The sequence below is a fragment of the Micromonospora trifolii genome (genome assembly GCF_050516465.1).
Lineage (GTDB): Bacteria > Actinomycetota > Actinomycetes > Mycobacteriales > Micromonosporaceae > Micromonospora > Micromonospora trifolii.
Genome location: NZ_CP191526.1, coordinates 1,883,802 through 1,904,386 on the forward strand (window position 1 = coordinate 1,883,802; position 20,585 = coordinate 1,904,386).

Here is a 20,585-nt window from a genome sequence, read left to right on the forward strand (position 1 = left end):
CCGTACCCGGTCGTCCGCGCCGGTGGGTCGATCGGGTTGACTGGTCGCCGTGGACGAGTCGATCTGGGAGGCGGCCCGAGCGTCGCGCAGCTGGCTGGACGCGGCGAACGGCACCGGGCAGACCGAACTGACCTGCCGCATCCTCAAGCTCAGCGAGGAAGCGGGGGAGGCTTCGGCTGCCTGGATCGGCCTGCTCGGGCAGAATCCGCGCAAAGGTGTCACCCACACCCGCGAGGACGTCGCGGCGGAGTTGGCCGACGTCGCCTTCACCGCGTTGGTGGCCATCGAAAGCCTCGGGCTGGACGCGCAGACCGCCCTGGACGCCTGCGCCGCAAAGGTGCGCTCCCGCCTGACGAGCCAATAACCCCCTGGCGTCCGGTCACCGCATTCGTGATCGACTCGGTTTCCTTGATGTCGGGGCGTCCCGGCGTCCCGGATGCCCCGACTTCCGTGAACCCGCGTGGATCATCCCGGGTGAAGGGCGATTCGACGCCGTGAACGCGGCGCCGCGTGGGCGGTTTGTCCGCCGGTGGGTGGTTGTGGGTGGTGACCGGGCGCACCCTCAGGCTGGAATCATGGCGGGGCCGGGGTCGTTACATACCCTGACGATCGCAGTACCACCGACCCGCCGCCCGAACCGCTGGGGGCTGGTCGCGCAGGTTGGAATGCCAGCCCGCACCCGGTCGTTACAGTCCCCACGAACGACCGCCTGGCACCGCCACGATGAGGGTGCCGATGGATGGGCCAACCCCGGAATTGCCCCGGCCCCCCGGTCGTTATATCTGGACCCGGCGCCACGAGCCCCCGCTCGCTAGGCCGCCGACCCGACGCCCGCTAGGGCGTCACCCCCAGACTTCTTCCCCTTGCATGTTGCAGCGCCGGACGAGGTGCTCACACCCTGCCGCCCCCCCTTGGCGGTTCGGGTGTCCTACCCCCGAAGGAGCTACCCCAATGAACACGATCATGCGTAAGAGCGTTCTTTCTGTTGCTGGTCTCGCGTTCGCCGGTGGTGTCTTCGCCGGCCCGATCGCCCACGTTGCCAACCCGGTCGACGCCAAGCCCGTCGCCGTAGCGGTGCAGGCCGACAAGCCCGACACCAGCAAGCTGATCCCGCACGGCACCCAGGGAGACCAGTCCCGGATCAGCCTGAACGACGAGCAGACCGCTAACGTGAAGGCGATCATCGCCGCCACGAAGAAGGCCGGCCTGCCCGAGCGGGCCGCAGTCATCTCGATCGCGACGAGCCTGCAGGAGTCGAAGCTGGAGAACCTCGGCCACCTGGGCGACATGAACGACCACGACTCGCTGGGCCTGTTCCAGCAGCGCCCGTCCAGTGGTTGGGGTACGCCGGAGCAGATCACCGACCCTGAGTACTCGACGACCGCGTTTTTGAAGGGTCTGAAGCAGGTTGATGGTTGGCAGGACATGCCGCTGACCGACGCCGCGCAGACGGTGCAGGTGTCGGCCTACCCGGACGCCTACGCCCAGTGGGAGCAGCAGGCCGCCGACCTGGTTGGCCAGTACTGGAACAGCTGACCCGCACCACAGCACCTCAGCACCACAGCACCACCGCAGAACCAGCGCACCTGAGCACCACCGCACGACACCGACCGCTGGCCGGCACCCGCAACCCCGGGTGCCGGCCAGCGGCTTTTCTGCTCTAGCCGGTCACCAGTCACCAGTCACCGTCCTCGCTCACTGATCGCTGTAGATCTTGGACAGTTTCCGTTCCGTGGGCGGGCCGTGCGAACGGAAACTGTCCAAGATCTACGTTGGCGACGTAGCGGAGTGAGGTGATCGGCGCCGAGTGATCCGATCGGCTGGCGGGTACGTACCCCTGGACGGGGACCGGCGGAGGGACAGAGGCATGGCCGCAGTGGGGTACGGCGCGGATCGCGAACCGGAGTCAGAGCCGGAACCGTCCGGTGAGGCCGCACCGCGGCGTTGGTCCAGCGGTGCTCGTCTGTTGGTGGCTGCTGCCGCCGTCGTGGTGCTCCTGGGTGCGGCAGCGGTGGCCGTGATCGTTGCCGATCCCGAACGCCTCGGCATGACCTACTCCGGCCAACCCGACGGCACCCGCCCCGATGGCACCCGCCCCGATGGCACCCGCCCCGATGGCACCCGGCCCGACGGCACCCGCCCCGGTGATGGCGGCCGTCCGGGGGGCGTCGCTGACCCGGACGCGGCTGAGGGGCGCCGCGGTGGTGCGGGTGCTGCTGCCGAGCAACTGTTGACAGCGCCGCTGGCGGGTCGGCAGAGAGGCACCTTCGTGCTCGCGGATGGGCTGTCCTCGTTCGAGCTGCGGGCGGCCGACTTGGGCGATGACCTGTACCGGATCAGTACCCCGGCCGGCTCGGGTGTGGCGGGCCGACCGTCGGTACAGGGGGAGACCGTGCGGCTTGACCTCGTGGAGTCCGGTACGCGCGGGCCGCGGGCCGTGCGCGTATTGCTCAACGAGCGGGTCGCCTGGCGTCTTCACCTCGTCGGCGGGGTGAGCAGTCAGGTGTTGGACCTGACCCGGGCCCGGCTCCTCGGCGTGGAACTCGCTGGCGGTTCCAGCCGTACCGAGATTCTCCTGCCACCGATCACCGCCGCCGGCCCCGGCAACCCCACCGGCCCGGGCTCAGATCAGCCCACCAGCAACCTGACCGTACGACTCACCGGCGGGACCAGCCAGCTCGACGTCCGGGTCCCGGGGGAGACTCCGGTACGAGTGCGGGTGGGAGCCGGTGCCGGCTCGGTGGTGGTACGCGACGACCGCTGGGATGGGGTGGCCGCGGGCTCGGTGCTGGGTACGCCGGGTTGGGACCGGTCGGCGGAGCGCCTGTACCTGGACCTGGTCGCCGGTGCCAACAGCGTGCTGGTCTCCTCCAGCAACCGGTGAACCCACGCCGGGCCAGCCCACGCCGGGCCAGCCCACGCCGGGCCAGCCCACGCCGGGCCAGCCCACGCCGGGCCAACCCCATAGCCACGGGCTGGTGAACCCCGCCCGCCCTGGCCGGAAGCGCAGCGGTCGCGACTGGGCGTGCGCGTACAGTCGGGCGGTGGAGCGTACTGAATCAATGCCGGCGCAGACCCGACCGCCTGGCGTGGCCGACGTCGATCCCGGCAGTGTGTTGTTGCCCGGCCACGACGTGCCGTTGGGTCGGTACACCACGGTGCGGCGGCTGCTTCCGCAGCGTGCCCGCCGGATGGTCGGCGCGTGGTGTTTCGTGGATCATTTCGGCCCGGACGATGTGGCGCAGCGGCCCGGTATGGAGGTGCCGCCGCACCCGCACACCGGGCTGCAGACGGTGACCTGGCTGCTCGACGGGGAGATTCTGCACCGGGACAGCCTCGGCAACGTGCAGCCGATCGTGCCCGGCCAGCTGAACGTGATGACCTCCGGGAACGGTATCGCCCACTCGGAGCGCTCGCCGGCCACCCATCCGCCGGTGATGCACGGTGTGCAGCTCTGGGTGGCGCTGCCGGACCCGGCGCGGGCCGGAGCGGCCGATTTCGCGCACCACGCCGACCTGCCGCGCTGGCGGGACGGCGATCTGGACGTCACCCTGCTGGTCGGCGAATTCGCCGGGGAGCGGTCACCGGCGGTGGTGCACACCCCGCTGGTGGGGGTGCAGCTGGAGCTGCGCGGCGAGGCGCCGGCGACGATGGCGTTGCGGCCGGATTTCGAGTACGCCGTGCTGGCGATGTCCGGGTCCGCGGAGGCGGCCGGGGTCGGGTTCGAGCCGGGGGCGCTGCTGTATCTGGGCTCGGGCCGCCGGGAGTTGACAGTGCGTGGCGGGGCCGGGGCCCGGTTGCTGCTGCTGGGCGGTACGCCGTTCGAGGAGCCGTTGGTGATGTGGTGGAACTTCGTCGGCCGGTCACACGAGGAGATCGCCGCCGCCCGGGAGGACTGGATGGCCGGCGACGGGCGCTTCGGTGTGGTCGCCGACGATTCGGCGCCGCCGCTGCCGGCGCCCGCCCTGCCCACGACCCGTCTCAAGGCCCGCGACCGCACCGGCGGCCTGCACGGCTGACGACGACGCCCGCCCGGGGCGGTGGGTGTGTGGCTGGTGGTGGCGCGGGTAGTCGCCGGCATGGCGACCAGTTTGATCACTCCGGTGGAGGACCGTAAACGTCTGGCGCGCCGGCTCGCCGGTAGCGGGCGGGGCTTCGCCGAGCAGTACGGGTTCCGGGTGACCAACAACCCGGCGAGCCTGTTCCAGGTGCTCTACCTGTCGGTGCTGCTGGCCCGTCGTGGTGACTTCCGGCGGGCGTTGGACGGCGCGCGGGCGGTGCGCGACGAGGGGTGGGACAGCGCGGCCCGGCTGGCGCGTTCGCTGCACGAGGACCGGGTACGGGTGCTGCGCGCCAGCGGCCAGCGCGGTGACGTGGACGCCCTGGCCGCTGTGCTGGGTGACCTGGCTCGGACGGTGGTGGAGCGGTACCGGGGTGATCTGCGCCGGTTGCGGGCGGTGGCGCACCACGACCCGGTCCGGGAGCGGGTGCTGCTGTCCGGGCTTCCGGGCGTGGACGATCAGGTCGTCGACCTGTTTCTCCGCGAGGCGCAGGCGTTGTGGCGGGAGGTTGCCCCGGTCGCCGACCGGCGGGCGTTGGCCGCCGCGCGTCGGCTCGGGCTGGGCAGGTCCGCGGACGACCTGGCCGGCCTGGCCACTGGCGAGTCGGAGCAGTTGGCCTGGCTGGTGGGGGCGTTGGCGCGGGTTGACCTGGAGCATCGGTACGCGGAGGTGACCGGTCGGCCGTGACGTGCCCTGGCCCACACTTCCCCAAATTCTGACCAAACGGAGGATGGTCTGCCGTATGGTTGGACCCGGCAGTGCTGGCCGCTCGGTTCGAGCGGACCTCCACCGCCTGGTGACCGCGACCGGTTCGGACGCGGTTCACCGCCTGGGCAGGCTTGCGTGGCGCCCTAGGTCGCGGTTCGTGACCAGGGGCGCCCGCCTGTCCCGGCCCTTCGATCGGCCCCGCCCCGTGTCGTGCTCCGGGGGAATGCGCGGCCTAGAGCGCAAATAGCCGTCACCGCGCCAGACCCGCCAGCAGGTTCACGGTCACGGCGATGATGAACGCGCCGAACAGGTACGACACCATCGAGTGCCGCAGCACCGTACGACGCATCTCGTTGCTGGTCAGGTTGGTGTCGGAGATCTGGAACGTCGTCCCGATGGTGAACGCGACGTACGCGAAGTCGGAGTAGCGCGGCGGTTCGGGCTGGTTGAAGTTCACCCCGCCGTCCGGGCCGGTGTAGTAGATCCGGGCGTACCGGGCGGCGAACACGGTGTGCACCACGAACCAGGAGAGCACCACGCTGAGCACGCCCACGCCGCTGTGCAGCTCCCGGGCCATCCCGGGGGGCGCGCTCTGCGCGCTGGCCACGACCAACCCGACGGCCAGCAGGCTGGCCAGGCAGGCGACGAGCAGCAGGGCGTCCCGGATCGCCCGGTTCGGGTCCTCGTGGACGGCCAGTTGGGCGGTCCGCTCGGCGTCCATCGGCCAGATTTTGTGCCAGACCAGCGCGAGCCAGCTCAGCGCGCCCACGTCCCAGCCGGCCAGCGCGGCGAGCGGCAGTGGCAGCAGCAGCGCGAAGGCGCAGCCGGAAATGACGCCGACCACCGCCACCACGGCGAGCTGCTTCGCGGCAGCCGGGAAACGCACGTCCGCTGGCCGGTCGGGACCGGTCTGGGTCATCCCGGCCGCTCCCGGGTCGGGGTGGTGGGCGTCACCGCCGGGTCAGATGCCGCGCAGGTGCTGCGAGACCCGGTTGTGCTTCTTGTCCCGGGCCTGCTCGGCCCGCTGGGCGGGCCCGACCTCGGGTGCCGCCTCGATCCCGGCCGACCGGGCCACCTCGGTCCCGTTGGCGTAGTCGACCGGCGGCAGGGCGCGCAGTGCCTTCAGCACGTCCGGCGGGGCACCCTCCCGTTCGGCCTCGCGGACCACGTCGTCCTTCTCGGCCGGGTAGTCCAGGCTCGACAGGTACTGCAGGACGTCGGCGTAGCTCGCCATGGCGTGGGCTCCCTCGGGCATCGATGTGGTGACGACCGGCGGCGGTTACCCGCCCGCCGGCCGGTCACGCCCGCCCGGTGCAGGATTCCCGGCGCCGTTTCTCCTCGGCCGCCGCGGGTACCCGCAGACGCCGACGCGAGCCCAAGGGAGTACGCGATGAACTACGACACCTTCATCGACCAGGTTTCCCAGCGCACCGCCACGTCGTCCGAGCGGGCGGTCGAGCTGACCCGGGCCGTGTTGGAGACGTTCGCCGAGCGGTTGACCGGCGGTGAGGTCCTGGACCTGGCCGCCCAGTTGCCCCAACCGCTGCAACTCGTGCTCAAACCGAGCCCGAGCACCGAGCAGGCGGACCGGTTCGGCGCGGCGGAGTTCGTCGCCCGGGTCGCGTTGCGCGCCGGGGTGCCCGAGCCCGCCGCCGAGGACGCCAGTCGGGCGGTCTTCACCACCCTGCGGGAGGCGATCACCGGCGGTGAGTTCGACGACGTGGCGACGCAACTGCCGCGCGACTATCGGGGCCTGGTCGAGCAGGCGATGGCCCCGGGCGCGACGCTGCGCCGCGGCTGACAGTGCTCGTACCGCGCACACACAGCGGTTTACCAGGGCAACCATCGATGTCCCGCTTGGCGTGGCGATTCCGCCTGGCCTAACCTTGTCGTGCGAGGGGAGTACTTCCCACGAACCATTCCGGTCAGTACGGCGCGCCCGGCGCGCCTCGGGTGGTTGCCCATCAGGTGGTGGGTGAAGGAGACCTCGAACATGACGGTGTTCGAGGAGACCCCAGATGAGCCAAGTGTCGTATCTGTCCGCCGCCAGTGACCTGTCGTCGGTGGGCTCGCCCACGCTGTGGGCGGTCACCATCGTCGGCGTCATTCTGCTGCTGGTGCTGGACTTCCTGGTCACCCGTCGCCCGCACGAGGTTTCCATGCGGGAGGCCATCGGCTGGTCGGCGTTCTACATAGCGCTGCCGCTGGCGTTCGGCGGCTGGATCTGGTCCCGTTTCGGCTCCCAGCAGGGCGTCGAGTACCTGACCGGTTACCTGGTCGAGAAGTCGCTCTCTGTCGACAATCTCTTCGTCTTCATGCTGCTGTTGGCGGCGTTCGCGGTGCCGGCGGTGCTCGCCCAGCGGGTGCTGCTCTACGGCATCGCCGGCGCGCTGGTGCTGCGGGCCGTCTTCATCGCCCTCGGCGCGGCAGCGTTGCAGACCCTCGACTTCGCCTTCCTGCTCTTCGCGATCATCCTCATCGCCACCGCGGTGAAGCTGCTGCGCGATGCCATGTCCGGGCATCAGCAGGAAGTCGACATCAACAAGATGCGTTCGGTGAAGCTGCTGCGCAAGTTCATGCCGGTGGTCGACGACTACCACGGCACCAAGATGACCGTCCGGCAGGGCGCGAAGCGGGCACTCACGCCGTTCGCCCTGGTGGTGGTCGCGGTGCTGGCCACCGACATCGTCTTCGCGGTCGACTCGGTGCCGGCGGTCTACGGCATCACCGAGGACCCGTACCTGGTGTTCGCCACCAACGCGTTCGCCCTGCTCGGCCTGCGGGCGCTCTACTTCGTCCTGCACGCGGCGCTGAGCCGGTTGGTGCACCTCAGCTACGGCCTGGCCATCATTCTGGCGTTCATCGGCCTCAAGCTGGGCCTGCACTGGGCGCACGGCATCTGGGACAGCGTGCCGCAGATCCCCACCCTGGCCTCGCTCGGCGTGATCATCGGTGTGCTGGTGGTGGTCACGCTGACCAGCCTGCGCGCCACCCGGGGCGGCGACCTGCCCGAGGACCGCAAGGTGGTCGCGGAGCGGCACTGACCGCGCCGCGCCGGCTGACGACGGGGTACGCGGGAAAGCTCCCGCCCCCACCGGCGCGGGTGGTACGACTGTGCAATGGGAATCGTGTCACCGGGCTTTCAGGGTCGGCCCCGAACGCAGGAGCCGGCCCTGCCACCCGGTCAGTATCTGACCGAGGACTTTCCGGTGCTCTCGGCCGGCCCGACGCCCCGGGTGTCACTGGACACCTGGGAGTTCGTCATCTCCGCCGAGAACGGCAGCGAACACCGGTGGTCGTGGCAGGAGCTGATGGCCCTGCCGCAGGAGACGCCGATGGTGGACATCCACTGCGTCACCCGCTGGTCCAAGCTCGGCACCAACTGGCAGGGCGTCTCACTGGACACCCTGCTCGCCGACGTCGACACGGGGGCGCACTTCGCGCTGGCGCACTCCTACGGCGGGTACACCACCAACCTGCCGCTCGACGACCTGCGCGGTGGTCAGGCGTGGGTGGTGCACACCTTCGACGGTGCCCCGCTGCCCGCTGAGCACGGCGGGCCGGCGCGACTGCTGGTGCCGCACCTGTACTTCTGGAAGTCCGCCAAGTGGGTGCGCGGCCTCCGGCTCAAGACGATGGACGAGCCGGGGTTCTGGGAGACCGCCGGGTACCACGACTACGGCGACCCGTGGCGCGAACAGCGGTACCAGGGTGACTGAGCGCGCCGTGGCAACGAGCACCCAGCGCCGGACGCCCAACCGTTGGCAGGTCGGCCGGCTGGTGGAGCGCCGGGTGGAGACGCCTACCGCGCAGACCCTGGTGCTGGAGGTGCCGGACTGGCCGGGGCACCTGGCCGGGCAGCACGTCGACCTTCGGCTCACCGCCCCGGACGGCTACCAGGCGGCCCGGTCGTACTCCATCGCCGGGCCGGCCGTGGACGGGCCGGGAGGCCCGCGCATCGAGGTGACCGTTCAGCGGGTGCACGACGGCGAGGTGTCGCCGTACCTCATTGATGTCTTTGGCGCCGGCGACCCGGTGGAGGTACGCGGACCGCTCGGTGGCTGGTTCATCTGGCGGCCCGAGGAGACCGCGCCGGTGCAGCTCGTCGCCGGTGGCTCCGGCGTCGTGCCGCTGATGGCGATGATCCGGGCGCGGCGGGCGGCGGGCAGCAAGGCGCCGTTCCGGTTGATCTACTCGGTGCGCACCCCCCGTGACGTGATCTACGCCGACGAGCTGCGCCGCCGGGTCCGCGACGACTTCGGGCTGGACGTGGCGTACGTCTACACCCGTGAGGCGCCCGAGGGCTGGCGCGGTGAGCCGCACCGGATCGGGCTGGCCGACGTCAACACGCACGGGTGGCCACCGGACCTGGAACCACTCACCTACGTCTGTGGCCCGACCGCCTTCGTGGAGACCGTGGCCGACCTGCTGGTGGGGCTGGGTCACCCGTCGCGCCGGGTCAAGACCGAACGCTTCGGCCCCACCGGCTGACCACCCGCTCGCCCACGCAGTGTCGAGGAGATTCGATGACCGAGATGTCGTACCTGGACGGCAACATGCTCGACGGCCCGATGCGTGAGCTGTTCACCGTCGACCTGAGCAGCGCGATGGGCCGCTGCGAGAACTGCGGGACGACCGGCTCGATGGCCAGCCTGCACGTCTACTCGCACGCCCCGGGCCTCGTCGCCCGCTGCCCCTCCTGCGAGGAGGTGATGGTGCGCCTGGTGCGCGGGCCGGACCGGGCCTGGCTGGACATGCGCGGCACCACCTTCCTCCAGGTGCCGATGCCGATGGAGCAGACGTTCCCCGGCCCGCTCTGACGGAACGCTCGCCCGGCTGAGGCAGGATGGCCGGATGAGCGCCGGTCGATGGCGTGGTGTGCCGCTCGCGCTGTGGGATCCGTTGGCGGCGGTGCTGTTGGCCGCTCGCCGGGTGCAGGGCCTCGTGCTGGGCTGCGTGGTGTTGGTGACGGACGCGGCCGCGAACGGGTACGCCAACTACGTGCTGGACGCGGCGGTCGGTGTCACCCCGGGCCGGATCGGGCCCGAGCAGGCGCTCAAGGAGTACGGGGAGCAGGGCCTTCACGTCCGCCCGGCTGCCGACCGTGTTGCCGAGGCTGATGGTCAGTGCGAACAGGTCGTGCTCGTCGACCAGCACCGAGCCCTCGCAGTGCGGGCAGCCGTCGAGCACCGCACGGCGTGGATACCGGGCGAACGCGTTCCGTACGCCCGCCAGGGCCGTCGTCAGCTCCTTCTCCACCGGCCGATTCTCGCATCGACCACTCATTGGGCGGTGCCCGCGAGCAGCCACCGCCGGACGGGGATCTCCAGCAGCGCCCGCTCGCCGTCCGGGCCGACCTGCCGGCCGACGTCCCAGCCGTCGTACTTGCGCGCGAACGCCTCGACGACCGTGCTCGGGAATCCACTTCGGTGCACGTGGGCCGCGCCCTCCGCCACCACCGGGGCGTTGCCGCCCTCCAGGGCCAGCGACACCCTCGGGTCGGCCACGACGTTGCGGGCCTTGACGCTGCGGCTCTCGCAACCGACCCAGAACGTCGCGGAGCGGTAGACGAACCAGACCGGTGTCAGGTGTGGGGACCCGTCGCGCCGCAACGTGCACAGCCAGACGTTCAGCTCCCGCGACAGTCGCTCCTCGACGTCGGCCGGAGGGATCGACGGGGTTCGGCTCACCGGGCCAGTGGATCACAACGCCGCACGTCCCGACGACGGTCTTTCGACTGCTGCGGGGCCAGGTGCGGCGTGTCGGGTCAGGCAGCAGAGAGTTCGTCGATGGCGGTACCGGTACGTGCGGCCCGCGCGGCGCCCCAGTCGTACAGGGCCTGCAACACCGGGGCCAGGCTGAGTCCTTCCTCGGTGAGCCGGTACTCGACATGGGGTGGTGTCGTCTCGTGGTCGTGCCGCAGGACGAGCCCGTCGGCCTCCAACTCGCGCAGACGCTGGGTCAGCATCTTCTCGCTGATCCCTGGCATCAGGCGGCGCAGCTCGCCATAGCGGTGTACGCCCTCCTTGAGGTGGGCCAGGATCACCGGTCGCCATTTTCCGCCGACAACGTCGACGGCGAGCTCCACCGGGCAGTGGTATCGCTTAGGCATCGTGGCCTCCCTCGGCACGTACCAAATGGTGCGTACTTGATCATCGCCGCTGCGGGTGTTGAGCTGTATCCATGGTGATCGAGTACATCAGGTACCGCGTCGCGCAGGAACGGCTGGACGGTTTCGAGGCGGCGTACGAGCGGGCCGCTGTCGCGTTACACGCCGCGCCGCAGTGTGTGGACTACGAGTTGAGCCGCTGCCTGGACGACCCCGCCTGCTACCTGCTGCGCATCACCTGGACATCGGTGGACGAGCACCTGAAGGGGTTTCGGGGCGGCCCGGTGTTCGGGCAGTTCTTCGCCGCGATCAAGCCGTACGTCGAGGACATCCAGGAAATGCGGCACTACACCCGAACGTCGGTTGTCGGCCCCGGTGGCGCCGCGCCGCCGAGCTTGTACGAGTGGGCCGGCGGCACCGACGCGTTCATGACGCTCTGCGAGGCCTTCTACCGCCTGGTCCGCTCCGACGACCTGCTCGCGCCGATGTTCGCGCACATGGACCCCGACCACGCCCGGCATGTAGCGGTCTGGCTGGCCGAGGTCTTCGGCGGACCCGCCACCTACACGACGAAGCACGGCGGCTACCGCCACATGCTCGGCCAGCACCTGGGCAGGGCGATCAGCGAGGCGCAGCGTCGGCGGTGGGTCAACCTGATGATGGACGCTGCCGACGAGGTCGGCCTACCCGATGATCCGGAGTTTCGCGCCGCCTTCACGAGCTACCTGGAGTGGGGCACCCGGTTGGCGGTGGGTAATTCTCAACCGGACGCGGACCCGATCCGGCAGGCACCGGTCCCACGCTGGGGCTGGGGTGTGGCCCCGCCCTACCTCTCCGCTTGACTCGAAACTCGGGTGCGGTCGACCTGGCACACCCCTAGGCTCCGGCTCCGACGGCCGGCACGGCGTCCGGTCTGATGGGAGATGAGCGCAGCGATGACTGCACACCTGTTCGCGATCAGTTTCGACGCGAGCGAGCCTCTGCGGCTCGCGCAGTTCTGGTCCGGGCTCCTGGGGCGGAAGATCGTCGACGATCCACATGAGGGCGTCCTGCTCCTACCCACGAACGACAACGAGTTCCACATCCGCTTCGCCCCGAACCAGCAGCCAAAGGTGGTCCAGAATCGGATGCACTTCGATCTGACCAGCAGTTCGCTGGAGGACCAGCGGCAGACGGTGGCCAGGGCACTGGAACTCGGGGCGCGGCACATCGACATCGGGCAGGGCCCGGAGATCGATCATGTGGTGCTGGCCGACCCCGAGGGCAACGAGTTCGACGTCATCGCACCTGGCAACAATTTCCTCGCCGGCTGCGGCTTCGTCGGTGCGCTGGCCAGCGACGGGTCGCAGAAGGTTGGATATTTCTGGAGTCGGGCGCTGGGCTGGCCGCTGGTCTGGGACCAGGACGAGGAGACCGCGATCCAGTCGCCGCACGGCGGCACGAAGATCAGCTGGGGTGGCCCGCCGCTGATGCCGAACGGCGGCAGGGATCGGGTGCGTCTCGACCTCGCCCCGGCTGTCGACGTCGATTGGCAGGTCGAGGTCGACCGTCTGCTCTCGCTGGGGGCGACGCGAGTCGACACCGACGAGGATGGGGCAGGCCGACTGGTGCTGGCCGACCCCGATGGTCAGGAGTTCAGCCTGCTGACGTCCCGCTAGCCCACCGGAACGCCCGCATGATCGTGCTCGATCAGTGATGTAGTGGGCACGTGCGCCGCCGGAAGCCACTACATCCTTGTTCGAGCACGATCATGGCGCGCCGCGACGCGCACGCGGCGGCCGGTTGGACAACGGCGGCACCGGTCGGTCAGAGTGATCCGCCGTGAGATACCTGCGTACCGGTGGATCCGCCGCGATCCGGCGACCCCGGCCCACCGACTCCGACGAGTTCGTCGCCGCCGCGCGTCGCAGTCAGGACCTGCACCACCCGTGGTTGGCCGCGCCGGCCAACCCGGAGGAGTACGAGCTCTATCTGCGCCGGATCCGTCGCCGCGACAGCGCCGGCTACCTGATCTGCGACCGGGCCAGCGGCGAGATCGCCGGCTACGTGAACATCAGCGGGATCGTGCTCGGCGCGCTGCGTGGTGGCTACCTGGGGTACGCGGCGTTCCTGCCGTACAGCGGGACCGGGCACGCCTCAGCGGGCGTCGCCCTGGTGATCGACCACGCGTTCACCTCGGTCGGGTTGCACCGGTTGGAGGCGAACATCCAACCGGGCAACGAGCCGTCGCGGCGGGTGGCCCGCAAGCTTGGTTTCCGGTTGGAGGGTTTCTCCCCGGACTACCTGTTCATCGACGGCGCCTGGCGCGACCACGAGCGCTGGGCGATCACCGCACCAACCCCCGCCTGACCGTCGGCCCGGTCGCGCCGGACCGACGGTCGAGCGTCACCGCCGGAGCGGGCCGGTCTCCGCCGGCGAGTCGCCGACACCCGGATTGCGATCTTGTTAACTCGTTCCCCAGGAGCACCGGACCCTTTCACCCGGACCGGGTGATGACTCTCCGTACCTTGCTCCCTACGGTGGGTGTCATGGCTGCCGTGCGCGCGACCCCTGCCAACCCCTTCCCCGGCCTGTCCGTCTCGGATTCGGACAGTGCCGACCAGCGGGCCATCCCACCCGAGCTGGGTCCCGACTCCCTCGCGGTGCTCAGCGGGCCGACGTTCCTGTACTCCAACGCGTGCGGGGACGTGCCGACGGGCAGCATCGGTGGGCTCGTCCATCTGGACACCCGCCTGATCAGTGGTTGGAGCCTGACCGTCAACGGTGGCGAGCTGCTGGTGCTGCGCGCCGAGACCATTGACCACTACTCGGCGCAGTACGTGCTCACCAACCCGGAGTTGCCCGGGCTGCCGCCGAACACGCTGGGCATGCGGCGCCTGCGCTACGTCGGCGACGGGTTTCACGAACGCCTGGAACTGGTCTCCTTCCGGCTGGAGCCGGTCCGGGTGGAGCTGCGGCTGGCCGTCGCCGCCGACTTCGCCGACCTGTTCGAGGTCAAGTCGAGGGTCCGGGACCGCTCCGCCGAGATCAGCCGTCACCACGCCGCCGACGGGTCCGAGCTGTGCTTCTCCTACCAGCGCGGTGACTTCTCCGCGCAGACCCGGGTGTGCAGCGCGAAGCCGGCCGACCGCATCGAGGGCGACGACCTGGTCTGGGAGCTGGAGCTGGGCCCCCGCGAGGAGTGGCAGGTCGACCTGCACGTGCCACTGCCGCCCGGGATGGGGGTGGTCGAGCCGGTCCGGGGCGACATCGCCGACGTCATCCACGGTCGGGCCGACGACCCGCTGCGCCGGTGGCTTGAGGACCGGGCGGTGCTGCGCAGCGACAACACGGCGTTGGAGCGCACCGTGCGGCAGTCCCGCACCGACCTCACTGCGCTGCGCCTAGACCTGGAGGTCAAGGGCCAGCGGATCATGCTGCCCGGGGCAGGGCTGCCGTGGTTCCTCACCGTCTTTGGCCGGGACACGCTGATCACCGCCTATCAGACGCTGGTCGCCGGGCCCGCACTGGCGAAGGGTGCGCTGCTCGCGCTGGCCCGGCTTCAGGGCGACACGTGTGACGACTTCACCGACGAGGAGCCCGGCAAGATCCTGCACGAGGTACGCAGCGGCGAGTTGACCCGCAGCGGCGAGAAACCGTTCGGGCCGTACTACGGCAGCGCAGACGCCACCCAACTCTGGCTGATCCTGCTCTCCGAGTACTGGCGCTGGACCGGCGACGACGAGACCGTCCGGCACCTACGGGACAACGCGCTGGCGGCGTTGCGCTGGATCGACGAGTACGGCGACCGGGATGGCGACGGCTACGTCGAGTACGCCACCCGCTCGCCCGAGGGGCTGGGCAACCAGTGTTGGCGGGACTCCCCGGACGGCGTCGTCTTCGCCGATGGCCGAATCCCGGTGCTCCCGCTGGCCACCTGCGACCTGCAGGGCTACACCTACGACGCCAAACTACGACTCGCCGAATTGTTCGACGGGCCGTTGGACAACCCCGCGTTGGCGCACCGGCTGCGCGACGAGGCCAACACCCTGCACGAGCGGTTCAACCAGGACTTCTGGATCGAGGAACGGGGCGGCTACTACGCGGTCGCCCTGGACGGCGACAAGAACCGCGTCGACTCCAAGACCTCCAACATGGGTCACCTGCTGTGGAGCGGGATCGTGCCACCGGAGCGGGCCGAGGCGGTGGTGCGTCAACTCATGTCGCCGGACATGTTCTCCGGTTGGGGCATCCGCACGCTGTCCCGGGAGGAAACGCTCTACAACGCCCTCGGCTACCACCTGGGCACCGTCTGGCCGCACGACAACTCGATCGCCGCACTCGGCCTGGCCCGCTACGGCTACCGGGCCGAGTCGAACCGGATCAGTCTGGCGATGATCGAGGCGGCCGACCAGTTCGGTTACCGGCTGCCGGAGGCGCTCAGCGGCTTCGACCGGGAACGGCTGCTCTTCGCCGTGCCGTTCCCGACCGCCTGCAGTCCGCAGGCGTGGGCGGCCGGCACGCCGCTCGCCCTGATCCGCGCCATGCTCGGCGTCAACCCGGTCGAGGGACGGCTGGTGCTCGACCCGGACGTGCCCCCGGAACTGGGCCGGATCACCGCCGAGCGGGTCCGCGCGTTCGGCCAGCAGTGGGAGTTGGAGGCGGTGGGTCAGAGCGGCCACGTCCGGCTTCAGCCGAGCTGACCGCGGCGGGCTTGCCGGACGTTTGTTCGGGGCTTCGACGGGAAACGGCCCGCAATGACGAAACCTCGTGTGGTGATCGTGGGGGCCGGGTTCGCCGGTTACCACGCGGCGAAGACGTTGAGCCGGATCGCCCGGGACCGGGCCGAGATCGTGGTGTTGAACTCCACCGACTACTTCCTGTACCTGCCGCTGCTGCCGGAGGTGGCGGCCGGGGTGGTCGAGCCCAAACGGATCGCCGTGCCGCTGACCGGGACGCTCAAGGGCGTACGGGTGGTGGTCGGGGAGGCGGACCACGTCGACCTGCAGAACCGCTGGGTCGGCTTCACCCAGGCCGAGGGGGAGAAGAACCGGCTGGCGTACGACCGGCTGGTGCTCGCCGTGGGTAGCGTCAACAAGCTGCTGCCCATCCCGGGGGTGACCGAGTACGCGCACGGCTTCCGTGGCCTGCCCGAGGCCGTCTACCTGCATGATCACATCGTCCGGCAGATCGAGCTGGCCGAGCAGGCCGAGGACCCGGCCGAGCAGCAGGCCCGGTCCACGTTCGTGGTGGTCGGGGCGGGCTACACCGGCACCGAGGTCGCGGCGCACGGGCAGCTGTTCACCGACGCGCTGCACGCCCAGCGGCCCCGGCTCACCGTCCGGCCCCGCTGGATGCTGCTCGACGTGGCGTCCCGGGTGCTGCCGGAGTTGGACAAGCGGATGTCGGACACCTCGCACAAGGTGCTCAACCGGCGTGGGGTGGACGTGCGGATGGGCACCTCGGTGGCCGAGGCGACCTGCGACGGGGTGAAGCTCACCGACGGCGAGTACGTGCCGACCTGCACCCTGGTGTGGTGCGTGGGGGTGCGCCCCGACCCGTTCGTCAACGAGCTGGGCCTGCGGACCGACCGGGGTCGACTGGTCACCGACGAGTTCCTCAACGTTCCCGGCTACCCGGAGGTCTTTGCCTGCGGGGACGCCGCCGCGGTGCCCGACCTGGTCAACCCGGGGAAGGTGTGCGGGATGACCGCCCAACACGCGCAGCGGCAGGGTAAGCGGGCGGCGTACAACATCGCCGCGTCGTACGGTTTCGGCCGCCGCAAGCCGTACAAGCACCACGACCTGGGCTGGGTCGTCGACCTGGGTGGCAAGGACGCGGCGGCGAACCCGTTGCAGGTCAACCTGGCCGGGTTGCCGGCCAAGGCGGTCACCCGGGCGTACCACCTGATGGCGATGCCGGGAAACCGCACGCGGGTCAGCGCCGACTGGGCGTTGGACGCCGCGTTGACCCGGTCCGCGGTCCAGTTGGGGCTGGTGCCGGCGAACGCGGTGCCGTTGGAGAGCACCACACCCGAGGTCGCGAGCCGGTCCCGCTGAGCGGGCCCCCGGCCGGGTCGTCGGGAGCAGGGCGGCGGTCCCGGGCAGGTCGTCGGGGAGCAGGGCCGGTGGTGGCACCGGCCCTTAACCGCGACGGTCAGTCGGTGGAGCCGGCCGGCCGCGCGGACCGCGCGGAAGGACCGGCCGGCGGGGCGGGTCGGAGCCGGCGCGGGCCGTACTCGCGCAGCAGGGTCTGGATGATGCCGGCGGCGGGGATGGCCAGCAACGCGCCGAGCAGACCGGCCAGCTCCGCCGCGAGCAGCACACTGACCAGCACCGTCAACGGGTTCAGCCGGACCGCGCGGGACAGGATGAGCGGCTGGAGCAGGTGGTTCTCCAGCTGTTGGTAGACCACGAAGAACACCAGCACGACCACCCCGGCGGTGGGGGAGTGCAGGAAGCCGGCGCCAGCCGCGATCACCGCGCCGAGGGTCGCCCCGACCAGCGGTATCAGGTCGGCCACCGCCACCAGCAGGGCGATCACCGCCGCGAAGGGCACCCCGGTGAGGGTCAGCACCACGAAGGTCAACGCCCCGCAGATCGCGCTGATCAGCAGGTTCCCGGTGAGGTAGCCGGTGACGGTGCGCGACACCTCCCGGCCCACCCGGCGCAGCCGCTCGCCCTGACCGTCCCCGGCCGCCGCGAGCAGGCTGCGGGTGATTCGCGGCGACTCCAACACCATGAGGTACGCGAGCACGATGACCGTGACCAGCCCGGCGACCGACTCGACGACGCCGCGCAGCACACCGACCGCAGGTTGGCGCAGCCGGCTGCCGAGGTCGCGTAGCTGCTCGGCGTGCTCGCTGACGTAGCGTCGTGCCCCGGTGCGCTCCAGCGCCTGCCCCACCGGGCCCCGTCCGGCGCGGGCCTCCCGCAGCAGCTCGGGCGCCCGGTCGGCGAAGCGGCCCAACTCCCCGAACAACGGCACCAGGATGAGCGCGGCCAGGATCGCCAGCAGCACGAACGCGGCGAGGAACACCAGCAGGGTGGCCAGTGCCCGACGCCCGACGAAGCGGCGTTGCAGCCGGTCGACGAGGGGTTTGAGCGCGACGGCGAAGAAGGCGGCGACCACCGCCCAGACCAGCACCCGCCGGGTCGCGTACACGAACCCCAGCGTGAGCGCGGTCGCCAGCACCAGACCGATCACGATCAGAGTTCGGCGGCCGGTCTCCCGATCGTCGGTGTTGCTCATCCGGCGGGCCTTCCCCGCGCGCGCCGTCGGAAACCCGGCATTGCGGGCACAACGGCGATCAGTGGTGGGAGTTGTCGTCCGCGTCGGTGACGGGGTGGGCGCCGGCGACGAACGTGTCGAGCGCGGCGGCGTGCAGCAGCCCGCCGGGCACCGGGTCGCGCAGGCCGGCCACCGCCAGCCGGGCCACCGGCAGCCCGCCGGGGCGGGAGGTCGCGGCCAGCACCAGGTTGCCGTACCTGCGGCCGCGCAGCATCCGCCGGTCGCCGAACACGCACACGTCGGCGAAGACCGCCCGCAACGTGGCCACCTGCACCCGGGTCCCGACCAGCGGCGGCAGGTCCGTGACGTTGACCAGGTACGACCCGTCGGGGCGCAGGACGCGGGCCACCTCGGCGGCGAACTCGACGGTGCGCACGTGCCGGGGCATCCGGGCTGCGCGGTAGATGTCGGCGATCACCAGGTCGTACCGGCCGTCCGGGGTGACGGTCAGGGCGTCCCGGGCGTCGGCGACCTCCACCCGCACCTCCGGTGGCAGCGGCGGCAACTCCCGGGCCACCAGCTCGACCACCGCCGCGTCCCGCTCGACGACCCGTTGCGGGGAGCCGGGCCGGGTGGCGGCCAGCCAGCGGGGCAACGTCAACGCGCCGCCACCCAGGTGCAGGACGTTCAGCGGGGCACCGGGCGGGGCCGCCACCTCCACCGCCGAGGCGATCCGCCGGACGTACTCGAAGTGCAGGTGCCGGGGATCCTCGACATCCACGTACGACTGCTCGACCCCGGCGGACAACAGTGTCCGCCCGGTCCGGCGGACCGGGTCGGCGACCAGCTCCAGCCGGTCGGCGGCGCGGTTCATATCCGGCACGCTAGCCGAGCCCACGGTGCACCCCGCCCGGGGCCCGGCACGGCGGACGGGCCGGCGGAGCGGGGTCGCCCCCGGTCCGCCGGCCCGCCGATGTCGTGGTGGCCGGTCAGCCGCCGGCCATCCCGGCACCCACCTCGTCGATCGCGTCGTCGATCTGGCGGGCGAGGTCCACGTCGAGCGCGGTGACCCCGTTGGCCTGGTTGGTCCGCACGGTCAACACGGCGGCGGTGTCGCCCGGACGCCCGATGCTCGGGCCGCGGCCGTTGTCCCGGCGTAGCCGGTCGAGCCGGGCGAGCACCCGGTCCAGGTTGTCGGGCGGCAGCGCGACCACCCGGTAGAGGCCCTGGCTGTCGCCGGCCCAGTAGGGCAGGTCGTCCAGCGCCGCGCTGATCTCGTCGGCGTCCAGGGTGGGTGTGGTGGTGGAGGCGCCCACCAGGCCACCGCCGGCCTCCGGCGGGTTCAGGAGGTCACGCAACCCGTCGGGTACGTGCAACGACTCGACCAGGTCGCCGTCCTGCTCGGCGAGCGCGGCGATCGTCGCCTCGGCCTGGTACCGGGCCTGCTCCGGGGTGTTGCCGCTGATCCGGCCCACCTCGGACAGGAAGCCCGGCAGGTCCTGGTGCCGCTCGATGCCGTCGACCGGCAGCACGTCGTGCAGCGACGCCGGCACCGCGGCGAGCAACCGCTGCCGCTCGGCGGCCTCCAGGGCGAACGCGAGGACCAGCACTGTCGCCTCGGTGCCCACCTTGGCGGTCTTGAAGTCGACGCCGGCGCGACGCCGGACCTCGTCGATCAGGTCGTGGTAGCCCATGCTGTTCACACCGGCCGCGCCGCTCGGCGGGGACGGTTGGGGTCGCGGGTTGTCGGCGCTACCGACCGGCGGCGGTGCCGGCCCGCCGCGCGTGGTGTCCGACTTGTGCGGTCCGGCCGCTGGTGGGCCGGCGCGCTTACCCGCGTCGAGGCTCGTGAGCTGCTTGGAGGCGCTCAGGCTGGCGCCGATCTCGCTGGGCTGGCGATTCTGTTCCCGGGCCTGCCGGGCCAGTGCCCGGCGCCTCTGGTTGTCGCCCTCCATCTGCTTGCGCATGGTGGCATCCCTTCCGCTGGGGATCGTGACTGCGCCAGTCGCCTTCCCGCCGCCCCGGAGAACGAAACGGAGGCCGCCGGCCGGGTCGGACCGGCCTGCGCCACGCTTCATCCGGCGGGGGTGAGGGGTGCTCACCCGCACGGCCCGCACGATGGGTCAGGACCGGAGTTCTGCCGAGGTACGCGGAAGGAAGGTCGTCATGAAGGAAGTTGTCGAGATCGTCCCCGCTCGACCCGGCTGGTACGCCCGCTGGCAGCTCACACCCGAGGTCACCAGGTGTTACCCGGTGAGCCTGTGGGCGCTGCTGGAGGAGGCCGACGGAACGGGCCGCGAAGTGATCGGGATGGACTGCATCGGTCAGTGGCCCGGTGCGGACGACAACGAGGCGGGTGGGCAGTTCGTCCGCTACCTGTACCAGACGCCCGATTCGGGGAAGCCCGAGGACGTGGACGCGGCTCCGATCGGCGAGCTGCGTGCGGACGGCCCCCGGCTCCAGCCGATGACGGCGCCCTAGACATTCCTCCGGCCCCC

General features: G+C 71.1%; 23 protein-coding genes. 16 read left to right on the forward strand and 7 right to left on the reverse strand.

Annotated features, from left to right (window positions below; genetic code table 11):
* Nucleotides 1-49: 49 nt before the first annotated feature.
* The 5 genes from ACQRWP_RS08610 to ACQRWP_RS08630 all read left to right on the forward strand — a co-directional run bounded on the left by ACQRWP_RS08610 (nucleotide 50) and on the right by ACQRWP_RS08630 (nucleotide 4,748).
* On the forward strand, nucleotides 50-364 hold the full coding sequence (locus ACQRWP_RS08610; RefSeq protein ID WP_430501610.1) for a MazG-like family protein: 315 nt from the start codon (nucleotides 50-52) through the stop codon (nucleotides 362-364).
* Between the two features lie 587 nt (nucleotides 365-951).
* Nucleotides 952-1,536: a hypothetical protein gene (locus tag ACQRWP_RS08615; RefSeq protein ID WP_238682769.1), complete on the forward strand. Its 585-nt coding sequence runs from the start codon at nucleotides 952-954 to the stop codon at nucleotides 1,534-1,536.
* Between the two features lie 433 nt (nucleotides 1,537-1,969).
* Entirely contained in the window at nucleotides 1,970-2,884 is a 915-nt protein-coding gene (locus tag ACQRWP_RS08620; protein WP_430501611.1) for a hypothetical protein, read from the forward strand.
* Nucleotides 2,885-3,044: 160 nt separating this feature from the next.
* Nucleotides 3,045-4,019: a pirin family protein gene (locus tag ACQRWP_RS08625; RefSeq protein WP_430501612.1), complete on the forward strand. Its 975-nt coding sequence runs from the start codon at nucleotides 3,045-3,047 to the stop codon at nucleotides 4,017-4,019.
* 60 nt (nucleotides 4,020-4,079) lie between these two features.
* Nucleotides 4,080-4,748 (forward strand): hypothetical protein, encoded by a 669-nt coding sequence (locus ACQRWP_RS08630; protein ID WP_430501613.1) that lies wholly within the window; start codon nucleotides 4,080-4,082, stop codon nucleotides 4,746-4,748.
* Between the two features lie 271 nt (nucleotides 4,749-5,019).
* Here ACQRWP_RS08630 and ACQRWP_RS08635 read toward each other — a convergent pair whose 3' ends face one another.
* Together ACQRWP_RS08635 and ACQRWP_RS08640 are read right to left on the reverse strand one after the other, a co-directional pair.
* Nucleotides 5,020-5,688, reverse strand: coding sequence for a DUF1345 domain-containing protein (locus ACQRWP_RS08635; protein ID WP_430501614.1), 669 nt, complete (start codon nucleotides 5,686-5,688; stop codon nucleotides 5,020-5,022).
* Between the two features lie 42 nt (nucleotides 5,689-5,730).
* Nucleotides 5,731-6,003 carry a DUF2795 domain-containing protein gene (locus ACQRWP_RS08640; protein ID WP_030332551.1) on the reverse strand — a complete coding sequence of 91 codons (273 nt, stop codon included), beginning with the start codon at nucleotides 6,001-6,003 and terminating at the stop codon, nucleotides 5,731-5,733.
* A gap of 156 nt (nucleotides 6,004-6,159) precedes the next feature.
* On the opposite strand from ACQRWP_RS08640, the gene ACQRWP_RS08645 reads away from it, so the two are divergent.
* From ACQRWP_RS08645 to ACQRWP_RS08665, 5 genes are all read left to right on the forward strand, one after another.
* Nucleotides 6,160-6,570 carry a DUF2267 domain-containing protein gene (locus ACQRWP_RS08645; RefSeq protein ID WP_354948159.1) on the forward strand — a complete coding sequence of 137 codons (411 nt, stop codon included), beginning with the start codon at nucleotides 6,160-6,162 and terminating at the stop codon, nucleotides 6,568-6,570.
* A 217-nt stretch (nucleotides 6,571-6,787) separates the two neighbouring features.
* Complete coding sequence (locus ACQRWP_RS08650; RefSeq protein WP_430501615.1) at nucleotides 6,788-7,813, forward strand: TerC/Alx family metal homeostasis membrane protein; 1,026 nt, start codon at nucleotides 6,788-6,790, stop codon at nucleotides 7,811-7,813.
* 75 nt (nucleotides 7,814-7,888) lie between these two features.
* Nucleotides 7,889-8,488, forward strand: coding sequence for a sulfite oxidase-like oxidoreductase (locus ACQRWP_RS08655; protein WP_091408112.1), 600 nt, complete (start codon nucleotides 7,889-7,891; stop codon nucleotides 8,486-8,488).
* A gap of 7 nt (nucleotides 8,489-8,495) precedes the next feature.
* Nucleotides 8,496-9,260: a ferredoxin reductase gene (locus ACQRWP_RS08660; protein ID WP_430501616.1), complete on the forward strand. Its 765-nt coding sequence runs from the start codon at nucleotides 8,496-8,498 to the stop codon at nucleotides 9,258-9,260.
* A 35-nt stretch (nucleotides 9,261-9,295) separates the two neighbouring features.
* Nucleotides 9,296-9,589 (forward strand): DUF6510 family protein, encoded by a 294-nt coding sequence (locus ACQRWP_RS08665; protein WP_196922747.1) that lies wholly within the window; start codon nucleotides 9,296-9,298, stop codon nucleotides 9,587-9,589.
* A 462-nt stretch (nucleotides 9,590-10,051) separates the two neighbouring features.
* Here the strand turns inward: ACQRWP_RS08665 and ACQRWP_RS08670 are convergent, their stop codons facing one another.
* Complete coding sequence (locus tag ACQRWP_RS08670) at nucleotides 10,052-10,459, reverse strand: pyridoxamine 5'-phosphate oxidase family protein (protein WP_430501617.1); 408 nt, start codon at nucleotides 10,457-10,459, stop codon at nucleotides 10,052-10,054.
* Between the two features lie 77 nt (nucleotides 10,460-10,536).
* Complete coding sequence (locus ACQRWP_RS08675; protein WP_430501618.1) at nucleotides 10,537-10,881, reverse strand: winged helix-turn-helix transcriptional regulator; 345 nt, start codon at nucleotides 10,879-10,881, stop codon at nucleotides 10,537-10,539.
* Nucleotides 10,882-10,952: 71 nt separating this feature from the next.
* Here ACQRWP_RS08675 and ACQRWP_RS08680 point away from each other — a divergent pair, with 71 nt between their 5' ends.
* From ACQRWP_RS08680 to ACQRWP_RS08700, 5 genes are all read left to right on the forward strand, one after another.
* The gene (locus ACQRWP_RS08680) at nucleotides 10,953-11,720 is read left to right on the forward strand and encodes a group II truncated hemoglobin (RefSeq protein WP_430501619.1); all 768 of its coding nucleotides are present in this window, start codon (nucleotides 10,953-10,955) and stop codon (nucleotides 11,718-11,720) included.
* Nucleotides 11,721-11,813: 93 nt separating this feature from the next.
* Nucleotides 11,814-12,536 carry a VOC family protein gene (locus tag ACQRWP_RS08685; protein WP_430501620.1) on the forward strand — a complete coding sequence of 241 codons (723 nt, stop codon included), beginning with the start codon at nucleotides 11,814-11,816 and terminating at the stop codon, nucleotides 12,534-12,536.
* A gap of 163 nt (nucleotides 12,537-12,699) precedes the next feature.
* A complete protein-coding gene (locus tag ACQRWP_RS08690) occupies nucleotides 12,700-13,227 on the forward strand; it encodes a GNAT family N-acetyltransferase (protein ID WP_430501621.1) in 528 nt (175 codons plus the stop codon).
* A gap of 179 nt (nucleotides 13,228-13,406) precedes the next feature.
* A complete protein-coding gene (locus tag ACQRWP_RS08695; RefSeq protein ID WP_430501622.1) occupies nucleotides 13,407-15,560 on the forward strand; it encodes an amylo-alpha-1,6-glucosidase in 2,154 nt (717 codons plus the stop codon).
* 54 nt (nucleotides 15,561-15,614) lie between these two features.
* Entirely contained in the window at nucleotides 15,615-16,916 is a 1,302-nt protein-coding gene (locus tag ACQRWP_RS08700; protein WP_238679012.1) for an NAD(P)/FAD-dependent oxidoreductase, read from the forward strand.
* A gap of 97 nt (nucleotides 16,917-17,013) precedes the next feature.
* Here ACQRWP_RS08700 and ACQRWP_RS08705 read toward each other — a convergent pair whose 3' ends face one another.
* From ACQRWP_RS08705 to ACQRWP_RS08715, 3 genes are all read right to left on the reverse strand, one after another.
* Nucleotides 17,014-18,108 (reverse strand): AI-2E family transporter, encoded by a 1,095-nt coding sequence (locus ACQRWP_RS08705; protein ID WP_430501623.1) that lies wholly within the window; start codon nucleotides 18,106-18,108, stop codon nucleotides 17,014-17,016.
* A gap of 58 nt (nucleotides 18,109-18,166) precedes the next feature.
* On the reverse strand, nucleotides 18,167-18,961 hold the full coding sequence (locus ACQRWP_RS08710) for a spermidine synthase (protein ID WP_430501624.1): 795 nt from the start codon (nucleotides 18,959-18,961) through the stop codon (nucleotides 18,167-18,169).
* Nucleotides 18,962-19,076: 115 nt separating this feature from the next.
* Nucleotides 19,077-20,054: a DUF2267 domain-containing protein gene (locus ACQRWP_RS08715; protein WP_430501625.1), complete on the reverse strand. Its 978-nt coding sequence runs from the start codon at nucleotides 20,052-20,054 to the stop codon at nucleotides 19,077-19,079.
* A 199-nt stretch (nucleotides 20,055-20,253) separates the two neighbouring features.
* Between ACQRWP_RS08715 and ACQRWP_RS08720 the strand changes: the two genes are divergently transcribed.
* Nucleotides 20,254-20,568, forward strand: a complete 315-nt coding sequence (locus tag ACQRWP_RS08720; protein WP_430501626.1) for a hypothetical protein — start codon at nucleotides 20,254-20,256, stop codon at nucleotides 20,566-20,568.
* Nucleotides 20,569-20,585 lie beyond the last annotated feature (17 nt).

Coding starts and splice junctions, on each gene's coding strand:
- ACQRWP_RS08615 (WP_238682769.1), top strand. CDS start 952: ATGAACACGATCATGCGTAAGAGCGTTCTTTCTGTTGCTGGTCTCGCG.
- ACQRWP_RS08630 (WP_430501613.1), top strand. CDS start 4,080: ATGGCGACCAGTTTGATCACTCCGGTGGAGGACCGTAAACGTCTGGCG.
- ACQRWP_RS08635 (WP_430501614.1), bottom strand. CDS start 5,688: ATGACCCAGACCGGTCCCGACCGGCCAGCGGACGTGCGTTTCCCGGCT.
- ACQRWP_RS08640 (WP_030332551.1), bottom strand. CDS start 6,003: ATGGCGAGCTACGCCGACGTCCTGCAGTACCTGTCGAGCCTGGACTAC.
- ACQRWP_RS08645 (WP_354948159.1), top strand. CDS start 6,160: ATGAACTACGACACCTTCATCGACCAGGTTTCCCAGCGCACCGCCACG.
- ACQRWP_RS08650 (WP_430501615.1), top strand. CDS start 6,788: ATGAGCCAAGTGTCGTATCTGTCCGCCGCCAGTGACCTGTCGTCGGTG.
- ACQRWP_RS08655 (WP_091408112.1), top strand. CDS start 7,889: ATGGGAATCGTGTCACCGGGCTTTCAGGGTCGGCCCCGAACGCAGGAG.
- ACQRWP_RS08665 (WP_196922747.1), top strand. CDS start 9,296: ATGACCGAGATGTCGTACCTGGACGGCAACATGCTCGACGGCCCGATG.
- ACQRWP_RS08675 (WP_430501618.1), bottom strand. CDS start 10,881: ATGCCTAAGCGATACCACTGCCCGGTGGAGCTCGCCGTCGACGTTGTC.
- ACQRWP_RS08680 (WP_430501619.1), top strand. CDS start 10,953: ATGGTGATCGAGTACATCAGGTACCGCGTCGCGCAGGAACGGCTGGAC.
- ACQRWP_RS08685 (WP_430501620.1), top strand. CDS start 11,814: ATGACTGCACACCTGTTCGCGATCAGTTTCGACGCGAGCGAGCCTCTG.
- ACQRWP_RS08695 (WP_430501622.1), top strand. CDS start 13,407: ATGGCTGCCGTGCGCGCGACCCCTGCCAACCCCTTCCCCGGCCTGTCC.
- ACQRWP_RS08700 (WP_238679012.1), top strand. CDS start 15,615: ATGACGAAACCTCGTGTGGTGATCGTGGGGGCCGGGTTCGCCGGTTAC.
- ACQRWP_RS08705 (WP_430501623.1), bottom strand. CDS start 18,108: ATGAGCAACACCGACGATCGGGAGACCGGCCGCCGAACTCTGATCGTG.
- ACQRWP_RS08710 (WP_430501624.1), bottom strand. CDS start 18,961: ATGAACCGCGCCGCCGACCGGCTGGAGCTGGTCGCCGACCCGGTCCGC.
- ACQRWP_RS08715 (WP_430501625.1), bottom strand. CDS start 20,054: ATGCGCAAGCAGATGGAGGGCGACAACCAGAGGCGCCGGGCACTGGCC.
- ACQRWP_RS08720 (WP_430501626.1), top strand. CDS start 20,254: ATGAAGGAAGTTGTCGAGATCGTCCCCGCTCGACCCGGCTGGTACGCC.